This is a genomic window from Paraburkholderia gardini, assembly GCF_907164575.1.
GTDB lineage: Bacteria > Pseudomonadota > Gammaproteobacteria > Burkholderiales > Burkholderiaceae > Paraburkholderia > Paraburkholderia gardini.
The window spans coordinates 55,334-68,539 of the sequence record NZ_CAJQYY010000033.1 but is presented as its reverse complement, the minus strand read 5'-3'; the positions used below and the strand labels follow the sequence as shown (position 1 = coordinate 68,539).

Genomic DNA, 13,206 nt, shown 5'->3' with positions numbered 1-13,206 from the left:
AATAATAAAAAGGTTTTCTTGGCCCCGCCTCACCCCCCCCCCCCGCCGGGGGGGGGGCCGCAACTGGTGATCGGCACGATCGCCGTTTCGCTCGCGGTTTTCATGAACGTGCTCGATACGTCGATTGCCAACGTGTCGATCCCGTCGATTTCGGGCGACCTCGGCGTCTCGTCGGATCAGGGCACGTGGGTGATCACGTCGTTCGCGGTGGCGAACGCGATCTCCGTGCCGCTGACCGGCTGGCTCACCGAGCGCATCGGCCAGGTGCGTCTCTTCATGGCGTCGATCATCCTGTTCGTGATCTCGTCGTGGATGTGCGGGCTCGCGCCGACGCTGCCGTTCCTGCTCGCGTCGCGCGTGCTGCAGGGCGCGGTTGCAGGCCCGATGATTCCGCTGTCGCAAACGTTGCTGCTCGCGAGCTATCCACGCGCCAAGGCGCCGATGGCGCTCTCGATGTGGGCGATGACCACACTGATCGCGCCGGTGGCCGGGCCGATTCTCGGCGGCTGGATCTCCGACAACATCTCATGGCCGTGGATCTTCTACGTGAACATTCCGGTCGGGTTCGTGGCCGCGGCGGCGACGTGGGCGATCTTTCGCAACCGCGACTCGGTCATCCGCAAGGCGCCGATCGACGGCGTCGGTCTCGCGCTGCTGATCACGTGGGTCGGCTCGCTGCAGGTCATGCTCGACAAGGGCAAGGATCTCGACTGGTTTTCGTCGACGACGGTCGTCGTGCTCGCCCTCACCGCCGTGATCGCGCTCGCGTTCTTCATCGTCTGGGAATTGACGGCGGAGCATCCGGTGGTCGACCTGTCGCTCTTCTCGAAGCGCAACTTCACGGGCGGCACCGTCGCGCTGTCGATCGGCTACGGCCTGTACTTCGGCAATCTCGTGCTGTTGCCGCTGTGGCTGCAGACCGACATCGGCTATACCGCGACCGAGGCGGGGCTCGTGATGGCGCCCGTCGGGCTCTTCGCGGTGCTGCTCTCGCCGCTCACCGGCAAGTTCCTGCCGCGCACCGATCCGCGCTATATCGCGACCGCGTCGTTCCTCGTGTTCGCGTTGTGCTTCTGGATGCGCTCGCGCTACACGACGGGCGTCGACACGTTTTCGCTGCTCGCGCCAACGCTGATCCAGGGCATCGGCATGGCCGGCTTCTTTATTCCGCTGGTGTCGATCACGTTGTCGGGCCTGCCGGGCAACCGGATTCCGGCCGCGTCGGGCCTGTCGAATTTCGTGCGGATCATGTGCGGCGGGATCGGCACGTCGATTTTCCAGACGGCCTGGGATCACCGGACAATCATGCATCACGCGCAACTCTCGGAACAGGCAAACGTCTACAACCCGGTGTTCGATCATTCGATGCAGCAGTTCAGCGCAGCCGGGTTCAACCAGCCGCAGGCGTACGGCCTCTTCAACGCGATGGCGACGCAGCAGGCCGCCCAGCTTGGCGTGAACGACCTGTTCTACGTCTCGGCCGGCATCTTTGTCGCGCTGATCGCGCTGATCTGGATCACGAAGCCGGAGCGCGCCGGCGGCGACGCGGGTGCCGCGGCGGCAGCCGCGCACTGAGGTTCGTCTATCCGCGACGCGGTAATCGATGCGTCGCGGAATGAAAAAAGCGGTGCCGCGATCAATCACGCGGCACCGCTTTTTTCGTTGTGAGGCGCGGCTCGCGCTTCAGTTCGCGGCGGTCACGACGAGCCGCTCCGGCGCGAGCACGCCGTCGGCCGCCTTCGCGACACCAAGCAGCCGGCCTTCGCCATACACGCGCATGCGCGGCGACTGCTTCAGCACGTCTTCGCTGATAGCCAGTTCGTCGAGCCGCAGACGCTGGCCGTGCAAAAAGCGTCGCGTGGCTTCAGCGTCGAGTTGCACTTCGGGGAACGTCGAAAGCAACGCGTCGACGGGTTGCAGCCAGGCGTCGCGCTCCGATTCTGCTGCGTCCGAAAGCGCATCGAGCGTGACCGCATGTTCGAGCGTCAACACGCCGACACCCGTCCGGCGCAACGCCACCAGGTGCGCGCCGCAACCGAGTGCTTCGCCGATGTCCTCGGCCAGCGTACGAACGTAGGTGCCCTTGCTGCACGTGACGCGGAATGTGACGTCGGGCAACGCGCACGCAATCAGTTCGAGTACGTGGATCGTGACCTGGCGCCCTTCCCGTTCGACCACCTGCCCGGCGCGCGCGTATTCGTACAGCGGCTTGCCGTCGCGCTTCAAGGCGGAATACATCGGCGGAATCTGGACGATGTCGCCGCGAAAACGCACCATTGCGTCGAGCACCGCGGCCTCGTCGCACAAAACTTCGCGCGTTTCCGCGGCTTCGCCTTCGGCGTCGCCAGTAGTCGTGCGAACGCCGAGACGCATCGTCGCTTCATACGTCTTGTCGGCTTCGAGCAGATCCTGCGAGAACTTGGTCGCTTCGCCGAAACACAGCGGCAGCAGGCCGGATGCGAGCGGATCGAGCGTGCCCGTATGGCCCGCCTTCTTCGCAAGATAGAGACGCTTGGCGCGAATCAGCGCGTCGTTGCTCGACAGGCCGATGGGCTTGTCGAGCAGCAGCACGCCGTCGAGCGCACGGCGCGCAATGCGCGGGCGTTGTGGTGCAGTCATATCAATCGAACGCTGGCTTGAGTGAAGAACGCGGGCTCACTCGTCTTTGGCGCGCGAAGCGTTCGCTTCGTCGATCAGACGCGACATTTCGACGGCCTTTTCGATCGTCTTGTCGTAGTGGAAATGCAGCGTCGGCACGGTGTGAATATGCAAGCGCTTGAACAGCTGGTTGTGCAGATGGCCGGCCGCGTGATTGAGCGCGTCCTGCGTCTGCTGCGGATCGCCCGTCAGCGTCGTGAAGAACACTTTTGCGTGAGCGTAGTCCGGCGTCAATTCGACGCTCTGGAACGTGACGAGCCCGATGCGCGGGTCTTTCACTTCGCGCAGCAGCTCGGACAGATCGCGCTGGATCTGATCGGCGATCTGCACGTTGCGATTGGGAGAAGAACGTTTTTTAGGCATGGTGAATCCGTGATCCGGTTTGTCGGCTGCGTTGCGTTCAGGCCGGAACGGCAGGGGTAATGAAATGACCCGCCGCGACCTGAATACGCACGCAGACACCGACGCAAAAACAAAGGGCGGAGCCGGGCAAGCGCCCGCTCCGCCCTTCGAGCGCTACGCCTGACTTACAGCGTACGCGCGACTTCCGTGACTTCGAAGACTTCGAACTGATCGCCTTCGACGATATCGTTGAAGTTCTTCACCGACATACCGCATTCGAAGCCCTGACGGACTTCCTTGACGTCGTCCTTGAAGCGCTTCAGCGAGTCGAGTTCGCCGGTGTGGATCACGACGTTGTTGCGCAGCACGCGCACCGACGACGAACGCTTGACCACACCGTCCGTGACCATACAGCCGGCCACCGCGCCGATCTTCGGTACCTTGAAGACCTGACGGACTTCGACCATACCGGTGATCACCTCGCGCTTCTCCGGCGCCAGCATGCCCGACATCGCGGCCTTCACCTCATCCACTGCGTCATAGATGATGTTGTAGTAGCGAATGTCGATGCCATTGGATTCCGCGAGCTTGCGCGCCTGCGCATCCGCACGCGTGTTGAAGCCAATGATGACTGCCTTCGAAGCCGTTGCCAGGTTGACGTCGGATTCGCTGATACCACCCACCGCGCTGTGCACGACCTGCACGCGAACTTCGTCGGTCGAGAGCTTGAGCAGCGACTGGACCAGTGCTTCCTGCGAGCCCTGCACGTCCGCCTTGACGATAAGCGGCAGGTGCTGCACTTCGCCTTCGCCCATCTGTTCGAGCATGTTCTCGAGCTTCGCGGCCTGCTGTTTGGCCAGCTTGACGTCGCGGAACTTGCCTTGACGGAACAGTGCGACTTCACGCGCCTTGCGGTCGTCCGGCATGACGATGACTTCTTCGCCAGCCTGCGGCACTTCCGACAGACCCTGGATTTCAACCGGAATCGACGGACCCGCTGACTTCGTCGGCTTGCCGGTTTCGTCGAGCATGGCACGCACGCGACCGTAGGCGCTGCCAGCCAGCACGACGTCGCCGCGGTTCAGCGTGCCGGACTGGACGAGGATCGTTGCAACCGGACCCTTACCCTTGTCGAGCTTCGCTTCGATCACGAGACCCTTGGCCGGCGCATCGATCGGTGCCTTCAGTTCCAGCACTTCGGCCTGCAGCAGCACGTTTTCGAGCAGGTCGTCGATACCCGCACCGGTTTTCGCCGACACTGCCACGAACGGCGAATCGCCACCGTATTCTTCCGGCACGACGCCTTCCGCGACGAGTTCCTGCTTCACGCGGTCCAGATTCGCATCCGGCTTGTCGATCTTGTTGATCGCGACGACGAGCGGCACGCCGCCGGCCTTCGCGTGGGCGATCGCTTCCTTCGTCTGCGGCATCACGCCGTCGTCGGCAGCCACCACCAGAATCACGATGTCCGTTGCCTTCGCACCGCGGGCACGCATGGCCGTGAAGGCCTCGTGGCCCGGCGTGTCGAGGAACGTGATGACGCCGCGCGGCGTTTCGACGTGGTACGCGCCGATGTGCTGCGTAATACCGCCGGCTTCGCCCGCCGCAACCTTCGCGCGACGGATGTAATCGAGCAGCGAGGTCTTGCCGTGGTCGACGTGACCCATGACGGTGACGACCGGCGGACGCGGCAACGCTTCAGCATCGGAAATTTCGCCCTCGACGAGCATCGCTTCCGGATCGTCCAGCTTCGCCGCGACGGCGTGATGGCCCAGTTCCTCGACGATGATCATCGCCGTTTCCTGGTCCAGCATCTGGTTGATCGTGACCATCTGGCCAAGCTTCATCATCGACTTGATGACTTCCGAAGCCTTCACGGCCATCTTGTGCGCCAGATCGGCCACCGTAATCGTTTCCGGCACGTGCACTTCGCGTACGATCGGTTCGGTCGGTGCCTGGAACGTGGTGTTCTGGTCCTGATGCTTGCCACGGCCCTTCGGACCGCCGCGCCAGCCGCGATCGACGCCGCCGCTGGAATCGCCGCGCGTCTTGATGCCACGGCGCTTCGCTGCATCGTCCTGCCAGCCGCCCTTGCCGCCACCCGGCTTCTTCTTGTCGCCCACCGAGGACGGCGCCGCCGTCGTGGCCGGTGCAGCCGCAGGCTTCTTCGCGGCCGGACGGGCCGTTGCGGCGCCCTCCGGACGCGCCGGCTTGTGCAGCGTACCCTTGGCTTCGGCGGCCTTCGCCGGCTCAGCGGCCTTTGGCGCCGGTTCCGGCGCCTTGGCCTGCTGCGCCTTGCGAGGCGTGTTCATCATTTCGCGGATCGCACGCGCTTCGGCTTCGGCCGCCGCGCGGCGCTTGCTGACTTCTTCCTGCTCGGCGCGCGTCTTTTCAGCAGCCTGACGCGCTGCGTCTTCCGCCTTCTTCGCGGCTTCGCGTTGCGCTGCGCGCTCCGCGGCGGCACGTTCGTCGTCCTGCTCGGACGGGCGTTCGGCCTGAACGGCCTCCGCCTGCTCCGCTTCGACACGCGCAGTCGCTTCAGCAACCGCCGCGCGCTTCTTCGCAGCATCCTCTTCCGCGCGACGACGCTCCGCCTCGGCCGCCTGTTCGCGTGCCTGGCGCTCTGCTTCTTCGCGCTCGAGCTGTTCCTGACGGGCCTTCAGTTCCTGCGCCTGCTTTTCAAGCAGCTCGGCTTCGTGCCGCGCTTCTTCCTCGCGACGCTGAAGTTCGAGGTCATCGACCTCGGCGACATCCTCAGCCACATGGTTCGATGCATCGCCGCCTTCGCCAGCCGCTTCGTCACGGCGGACGAACGTGCGCTTCTTGCGCACTTCGACCTGAATGGTGCGAGCTTTGCCCGTCGCGTCGGATTGCTTGATCTCCGACGTGTGCCGTTTCGTCAGCGTGATCTTGCGCTTGTCGGCATCAGTCGAACCGTGCGACTTGCGCAAGTGGTCGAGCAGGCGCGCCTTGTCCGTTTCGGACAGGGTGTCGTCTTCGCTCGCTTTGGTGACGCCCGCCGCCTGCAGCTGCTCGAGCAGCACGCCGGCAGGCATTTTCAGTTCCGCGGCAAATTGGGCTACGTTGTTACTCGCCATTCATTCCTCTTAATGCAAGGACCGATTCCTTGCGGTTAGCATCGGGTCATGCGGCCTGACGGCCGCTTTCAGGTCAGTGGGTCATGGTCATTTTCACTGGAACCAGTGTTCACGGGCCTTCATGATCAACGCCTTGGCAGCCTCTTCTTCCATACCTGTCATCTCGGTCAGCTCGTCCACCGCCAGTTCCGCGAGTTCGTCGCGGGTCTGGATCTGGTGTTCGGCCAGCTTCGTGAGCAGGTCGGCGTCCATGCCATCAAGGCTCTTCAGGTCGAGCGCTACGTTTTCGACCTTCTCTTCGTTAGCAATCGCCTGCGTGAGCAAGGCGTCGCGGGCGCGATTGCGCAATTCATGCACGGTGTCTTCGTCGAAGGCTTCGATTTCGAGCATCTCGTTGAGCGGCACATAGGCAATCTCTTCGAGGCTCGTAAAGCCCTCGTCGATCAGGATGTCGGCTACTTCCTCATCGACATCGAGACGCGCCATGAACAGGTCACGCAGTACGCTGCGTTCCTGATTCTGCTTTTGTGCAGATTCGTCCGGCGTCATGATGTTGATCTGCCAGCCGGTGAGTTCGCTGGCAAGACGCACGTTCTGGCCACTGCGGCCGATTGCGACCGCGAGTTCGTTTTCGTCCACGACGACGTCCATCGAATGTTTTTCTTCATCGACGACGATCGACTGGACGGCTGCCGGCGCGAGCGCGCCGATCACGAACTGGGCGGGATCCTCCGACCATAGCACGATGTCGACGTTTTCGCCACCGAGCTCATTACGGACGGCTTGCACGCGTGAACCACGAATGCCCACGCAGGTGCCGATCGGATCGATGCGCTTGTCGTAGGCAACCACGCCGATCTTCGCCCGAACACCCGGATCACGTGCAGCCGCCTTGATTTCCAGCAGGCCCTGCTCGATTTCCGGCACTTCCATTTCGAACAGCTTCATCAGGAATTCGGGCGCGGTACGCGACAGTTCGATCTGCGGACCGCGCGCGGTGCGATCGACCTTTGCGATATACGCGCGAACCCGGTCGCCGACGCGCAGGTTTTCCTTCGGAATCAGCTGGTCGCGGCGCAGCAGCGCTTCGACACGGCCGGTTTCGACGATGAAGTTACCCTTGTCGAGGCGCTTGACCGAGCCGGTCATGATGTGTTCGCCGCGTTCCAGGAAGTCATTCAGGATCTGCTCGCGTTCAGCGTCGCGCACCTTCTGCAGGATCACCTGCTTGGCGGCCTGCGCGCCGATACGACCGAATTCGATCGACGGCACCGGTTCTTCGATGAACTCGTCGAGCTGGATATCGGCCTTCTGTTCGCGTGCTTCGAACAGCAGGATTTCCTGATCCGGTTCCTGCAAACCCGCTTCGTCGGGCACCACGCGCCAGCGGCGGTACGTTTCGTGCTCACCGCTTTCACGGTCGATATGGACGCGGATGTCCGCATCTTCTTCGAAGAGTTTCTTGGAGGCCGAAGCGAGCGCCGCCTCAAGGGCGGCAAAAACCACGTCCTTGTCGACGTTCTTCTCGCGTGCCAGCGCATCCACCAGCATCAACACTTCGCGACTCATTGTTTGCGGCTCCTAAAATCAACTTGGGGGACGAGGCGTGCCTTGTCGATATCCGCGACTGTAAAATCGAGCATCGCGGCACCTTCCTTCCCTTCGAATTCCAGACCGATCGTCTCGCCCTCGGGTGCATGCAGGATGCCCCGGTACGATTTCCGTCCGTCCAATGGCTTTTTCAACGTGATGACCACTTCGCTGCCAGCGAAGCGTTCGAAGTCCGCCAGTTTTTTCAGCGGACGGTCGAGACCGGGCGACGACACTTCAAGCCGCTCGTAATCGATGTTTTCGACCGTCAGAACGTGCTGGAGCTGACGCGTGACCTTCTCGCAGTCTTCGATTGCGATGCCGGCCGGCTGGTCGATATACACGCACATCATGCCGCGCCCGGTGCGCTCGAGATCGACGAGCTCGTAGCCGAGGCCCACGACCGTGGTTTCAATCAGTTCCGTCAGTTGCACAGTGCCCTCCAGGATGTTCGCGCGGCGGGCCAGCGGGTTGCCAACCAGGTTGCCCCAACGATCACACCTGCGGGCCGCGCGCAAAGCCGGCGCGCGTTCGTGTTACCCGGGATGCAAAAACGCACTGGCAAAAAAAAATGGGCGAAACGCCCATCATCTTGTTGCCAGGTGCTCGCACCTGAGTCGCACACGAAAAACCGCACACCCAGCGACTTCGCGATTCTAGCATTTTTCGGGACAAATGCAAACCCGCGATACCCGCAGAACGCCTGCTGAAGCCTGTTTTAACAGGAATTTCACGGTTTCCCCCGCGTTTTAGCGAAGCCCGCCGCGACCGCACGACCAGCGCATCGGGTTGCGTGCGTCGACGGCGGTCAGCCGCCCGCGCGACGCACGATTCATCCGGCGCTTCAGCGACCGCGTGTGCGGTTGCGCGGTGTACCGCGCGGGCCGCCCCGATTACCGGCCGCATTCGGGCTACCGCCCGTGCGATTGCCCGCGTTGCCGCCACCGGCATTGCCGCCGCGACTGCCGCCCGGCGTGCGATTCCCGCCGCCGCTGCCGGCACGATTCGCACCGCCGCCGCCCGCAGCACGATTGCCGCCGTTACCCGAGGGCGCACGGTTACCATCGATATCGCGTCCACCGCGCGCACCCGGATTGCCGCCTCGACCACCACCGGCACCGCCTGCGCCGCCTGTGCCTCGACCTCCGCCCGTGCCGCGGCCGCCGTATCCACCGGCTCCCGCTCCACCAAAGCCCGACGACGCACCGCCGCCGAAGCCACCACCGAAGCCGCCGCCAGCGCCACCGCGACGGCCCTGGCCGCGCGGCGCCGGATCAGTCAGACGCGCATGCGACATCAGTACCGGCTCGCGGTTGATGAAACCCATCGACGTTTGCATCGGATCCGGCTGACGGCGCTCCGGCGCCCCGTTGCGACCGCCCTTTTCCTCAGCCGGCGCCTTGAGTCCAACCGACGCCATCAGGCTGCGCACCTGATTGTCCTCGAGCTCTTCCCAGCGGCCGCGCTTCAGACCCTTCGGCAGCGAGATCGGGCCGTGACGCGTACGGATCAGGCGGCTCACCATCAGCCCAGCCGCCTCGAACATACGACGCACTTCGCGATTCCGGCCTTCGGCGAGCGCAACGTGATACCAGTGATTCGTGCCTTCGCCGCCGCCATCGCGGATGCGCAGGAAATTCGCCGGGCCGTCTTCGAGCTCGACGCCGTGCAGCAGCTTCTGACGCATGCCTTCGGCGAGCTCGCCGACCACGCGCACCGCGTATTCGCGCTCGACGCTGTAGCGCGGATGCATGAAGCGGTTCGCCAGATCGCCCGACGTGGTCAGCATCAGCAGACCTTCGGTGTTGAAGTCGAGACGGCCGACCGCGAGCCACTTGGCGGTCTTCATCGGCGGCAGCTTGTCGAACACCGACGGGCGGCCTTCGGGATCTGCGTGGCTGACGATTTCGCCGGTCGGTTTGTGATAGAGAAGCACGCGCGGCGGCTTGTTCGCCAGCTTGCGCTTGACCGGCTTGCCGTTGATGCGGACCTGGTCGGTCGGCATGATGCGCTGGCCAATGTGCGCCGGCTCGCCGTTGACGGACACCCGTCCAGCGACGATCAGCTCTTCCATGTCGCGGCGCGAACCCATGCCGGCTTCGGCGAGCACCTTGTGCAGCTTCGGCGCGTCATCGTCCGGGGAGAGCACGCGTTTCGGCGCGGCGGCCCGGCCACGGACCATCGGCGCGCGTACGCCGCCAGTCGTGCTGTTGTCGGCGTCGAACGCCGGCGAGGTCACGTAGGAGAAAAGATCGTCCGTGGAAGCATCGGTTGCGACTGCTGCGACGGACGCTTCGCCGCGGCGATTCTGCTGGCGCTGACCGCCTTCGCGCGGCGCACCGTCGCGAGGCGCCTGAGGCCGCTTGCCGCCTGCATTGCGGCGCTGACCCTGGCCTTGACCCTGGCCTTGCCGCGGACCACCTTCCTTGCGAGGCGGGCGCGGCTGCGCGACCACCTCGCCGTCCGGCGGCGTTTCGGTTGCGACCGGCTCGCCTTGTGCCGGCGCGCCTTCCGCGCCCTTCGCCCTGACGCCTGAGCGGCGGCGTGCAATCAGGCTGCGCGGACCGCGGCGCAGACCGCGGCGCGGACGGTCTTCGCCGTCGGCGCCCGCGGTGTCGCCCGTGCGATCGCTTTCGCCGGCCGTTGCCTGTGATTCGCGCGTCTCGTCGGGACGCGCGGATTTCACGGCGCGCTCGGATTCGGACGAATCGGTGTCGTGGGTATGTGTCAAAACAACCTCAAAATGTCAGGTCGCGCGCGTCCATTGCGGGCGCGGCAAAAGTTCGGTTACGTCAGGCGCTGCGCGATTCGGTTTCGTCGTCGGTCAGGAGGCCTGCGTCCCGCGCGGCATCGTCACGATCTTCCTGATCGTCGTGTGCCGCACGTGTCGGGTTCGACTCACTGGCGTGCTCCGTTTCGCGGAGTTCGCCCGAGCCGTGCGCGGGTATTGCGGGATCGGCCTGGGAGGCCATATCCTGATTTTCTGCATGACTGGCGATACCCGAGGCATCGCCGGCTTTCGGTTCCACATCTGCGTCGGCGAGCGGCTCAGCCGGTTGCGCGTGCGCATCGGCATGTACTTCGCCGGGCGCTTCGGCAGAATGCGTGTGTTCATCGGCTTGCGCCGCGAGCGGTTGCCCTTCGGCACTGACACTGGCATCGGCACTCGCGAACGGACCTTCTCCGTTCATCGCAGACACGTGCGACGCATCGCCGGCTGCCTCGGTTCCGATGTCCGCCGGGCCGGTTTCTACGTTTGCGTGCGCCCTGGTCGCGTCACCCGATTCAGCATGCGCTGCTTCGACATGCGGTGTATCGACATCCGCATCAGCCGCACCGGACGTTTCCATCGCATCTTCAACAGGCTTCGTGTTGACCGCATCCGCATCGGTCGCCTCACCCGCGGCGGCTTCGCCATCGGCGAATTCGATTGCGCGCTGCCCCAGCAGATTCGCGTTCAGCTGCGCCGACGGATCGTCGAGCGGCGGCAATTCGTCGAGCGCCTTCAGCCCCAGGTCATCGAGGAACGAACGCGTCGTTGCATAGAGCGCCGGGCGCCCCGGCACATCACGGTGACCAATCACTTCGATCCAGCCACGATCTTCGAGCTGCTTGACGACCTGCGTGTTCACCGTCACACCACGGATTTCTTCGATATCGCCGCGCGTAACGGGCTGACGATAGGCGATGATCGCGAGCGTCTCGAGTACCGCACGCGAATATTTCGGCGGTTTCTCGGGATGCAGACGGTCCAGGTACGAGCGCATTGCAGGCTTGCTCTGGAAGCGCCAGCCGGACGCCAGCCCGACCAGTTCCACCCCGCGATCCGACCAGTCCAGCTTCAGGTCTTCGAGCAACGTGCGAACCGTGTCTGCCGACACGCCGTCGGCAAAGAGCTTGCGCAGCTCGCCGAGCTTTAACGGCTCCTGCGCGCAGATCAAGGCAGTCTCGAGGACGATTTTCGCCTCTTGGGTATTCATGCAGCCAGGTCGACCTTATGAGTTAGGGTCAAAGAACCGGATCAGACAGACGATTTGGAACTGAAGACGCGCTCGCCCGATTCTGATCGGTCATATTGATGGGAGCACGCACCGGGGGGAGGCGAAACAGGCTAATCGAGCCAAACCCAGCCGGACGGAGCAGCGAAATTCCCGTAAGGAATCGCGTGACTGAGCGCCATCTTACGCAAAAAAAATCGAAGCGTAAAGGCGAAATGCCGGCCATGCGGCCGCCAGACGGTCCGTCCCGCCGATGTCCGGCGGCTGTCAACGGCCGCCGCGCGCTGTCAGATAGCGTCGCAGGCGCTCCACCCCCGCGTCGAGGCGCGCCGTGTCGCAGGCATAGCACCAGCGCACGAAGCCCTCACCTTCAGGACCGAATGCGCTGCCTGGCGCCAGTCCAAGCCCGGCTTCCCGGACCAGCGCCTTGCACAGTTCGAGACTCTGTTTTGCACCCGGCAGCGAGAAGAACAGATACATCGCCCCCGCCGGAGCCTTGACGTCGACACCGGCTATCGATGAAAGCGCGCGCACCAGATGATCGCGTGAAGCGTGCAGATCGGCGACGAGTTGCCGCGTGAACGCCTCGCCCTGCCCGATCGCGGCCACGCCGGCCTGCTGCACGAACGACGGCGCGCAGGACGTGTTGTACTCGACGAGCTTGCCGAGATCATCCATCAGCGCGGCCGGCGCGACGATCCAGCCGAGCCGCCAGCCCGTCATGAGCCACGCTTTCGAAAACGAATTGACGCAGATCACTCGCTCGTCGCGTGTCGCGAGATCGAGGAACGACGGTGCCGCGCGGGCACCGCTGGCGTCATCGGCGTAATAAAGGCGCTCGTAGACTTCGTCGGCGACGATCCAGATGCCGTGACGACGGCAATGCCCGAGCACCGCGCGCTGCTGCTCACGCGTCATCACCCAGCCGGTCGGATTATTCGGCGAATTGATCATCAACAGCTTCGTGTCCGGCGTGAGGGACGCCAGCAGCCGTTCCAGATCGAGCGTCCAGCCATCCGCGCCATAATCGAGCGCGACGGTGTCGACGTGCGCACCGAGGATTTTGGGAATTTCGACGAGATTCGGCCAGAGCGGCGTGACGGCGACCACGCGGTCTCCCGCGCCGACCACCAGCTGCGCGGCCAGCATCAGCGCGTTCACGCCGGCGCTCGTCACGGCGACGTGTCCCGCCGGGGTCGCGCCATGCAACGTGCTCACGTACCCTGCAAGCGCCTCCCGAAGCGGTGCGATGCCGAGATTGTGCGTGTAGAAGGTTGCGCCATCGTTAAGCGCGGCGCTGGCCGCATCGCGGATGAACTGCGGCGTCACCCGGTCGGATTCGCCGAACCAGAACGGCAGTACGTTCTCGATGCCAAATCCGGCATTCGCCACTTCACGGATCTGCGAGGGCCGCAGCGCCCGGACGGCATCCCGGGCATCAGGGGCTGAAGGTTGGTGCAAATGCAGTTCGGTCATTGTGCTGTCTGGTTATCGGTGAAGCGGTTCGCGACGGCGGTAAC

9 protein-coding genes are annotated in these 13,206 nt (G+C 64.1%); 1 reads left to right on the top strand and 8 read right to left on the bottom strand.

The window, feature by feature from the left end; all coding sequences use genetic code 11:
- Positions 1-18: 18 nt before the first annotated feature.
- Positions 19-1,575, top strand: coding sequence for a DHA2 family efflux MFS transporter permease subunit (locus tag LPA34_RS23380; protein ID WP_267478880.1), 1,557 nt, complete (start codon positions 19-21; stop codon positions 1,573-1,575).
- 108 nt (positions 1,576-1,683) lie between these two features.
- Here the strand turns inward: LPA34_RS23380 and truB are convergent, their stop codons facing one another.
- From truB to LPA34_RS23340, 8 genes are all read right to left on the bottom strand, one after another.
- Positions 1,684-2,619, bottom strand: coding sequence for a tRNA pseudouridine(55) synthase TruB (truB, locus tag LPA34_RS23375; protein WP_228982732.1), 936 nt, complete (start codon positions 2,617-2,619; stop codon positions 1,684-1,686).
- Between the two features lie 36 nt (positions 2,620-2,655).
- The gene (rbfA, locus tag LPA34_RS23370) at positions 2,656-3,021 is read right to left on the bottom strand and encodes a 30S ribosome-binding factor RbfA (RefSeq protein WP_228878171.1); all 366 of its coding nucleotides are present in this window, start codon (positions 3,019-3,021) and stop codon (positions 2,656-2,658) included.
- Between the two features lie 164 nt (positions 3,022-3,185).
- A complete protein-coding gene (infB, locus tag LPA34_RS23365) occupies positions 3,186-6,098 on the bottom strand; it encodes a translation initiation factor IF-2 (RefSeq protein ID WP_228982731.1) in 2,913 nt (970 codons plus the stop codon).
- Positions 6,099-6,191: 93 nt separating this feature from the next.
- A complete protein-coding gene (gene nusA / locus LPA34_RS23360) occupies positions 6,192-7,667 on the bottom strand; it encodes a transcription termination factor NusA (protein WP_228982729.1) in 1,476 nt (491 codons plus the stop codon).
- Positions 7,664-8,122: a ribosome maturation factor RimP gene (rimP, locus tag LPA34_RS23355; protein ID WP_228982733.1), complete on the bottom strand. Its 459-nt coding sequence runs from the start codon at positions 8,120-8,122 to the stop codon at positions 7,664-7,666. The genes nusA and rimP overlap by 4 nt, the downstream gene beginning before the upstream one ends.
- A 410-nt stretch (positions 8,123-8,532) precedes the next feature.
- Positions 8,533-10,419 (bottom strand): 23S rRNA pseudouridine(2605) synthase RluB, encoded by a 1,887-nt coding sequence (rluB, locus tag LPA34_RS23350; protein ID WP_228982726.1) that lies wholly within the window; start codon positions 10,417-10,419, stop codon positions 8,533-8,535.
- Between the two features lie 61 nt (positions 10,420-10,480).
- Positions 10,481-11,668: an SMC-Scp complex subunit ScpB gene (scpB, locus tag LPA34_RS23345; protein WP_228982724.1), complete on the bottom strand. Its 1,188-nt coding sequence runs from the start codon at positions 11,666-11,668 to the stop codon at positions 10,481-10,483.
- 285 nt (positions 11,669-11,953) lie between these two features.
- Complete coding sequence (locus tag LPA34_RS23340) at positions 11,954-13,162, bottom strand: pyridoxal phosphate-dependent aminotransferase (protein WP_228982723.1); 1,209 nt, start codon at positions 13,160-13,162, stop codon at positions 11,954-11,956.
- Positions 13,163-13,206: the final 44 nt, after the last annotated feature.

Coding starts and splice junctions, on each gene's coding strand:
- nusA (WP_228982729.1), bottom strand. CDS start 7,667: ATGAGTCGCGAAGTGTTGATGCTGGTGGATGCGCTGGCACGCGAGAAG.
- LPA34_RS23340 (WP_228982723.1), bottom strand. CDS start 13,162: ATGACCGAACTGCATTTGCACCAACCTTCAGCCCCTGATGCCCGGGAT.
- scpB (WP_228982724.1), bottom strand. CDS start 11,668: ATGAATACCCAAGAGGCGAAAATCGTCCTCGAGACTGCCTTGATCTGC.
- infB (WP_228982731.1), bottom strand. CDS start 6,098: ATGGCGAGTAACAACGTAGCCCAATTTGCCGCGGAACTGAAAATGCCT.
- truB (WP_228982732.1), bottom strand. CDS start 2,619: ATGACTGCACCACAACGCCCGCGCATTGCGCGCCGTGCGCTCGACGGC.
- rbfA (WP_228878171.1), bottom strand. CDS start 3,021: ATGCCTAAAAAACGTTCTTCTCCCAATCGCAACGTGCAGATCGCCGAT.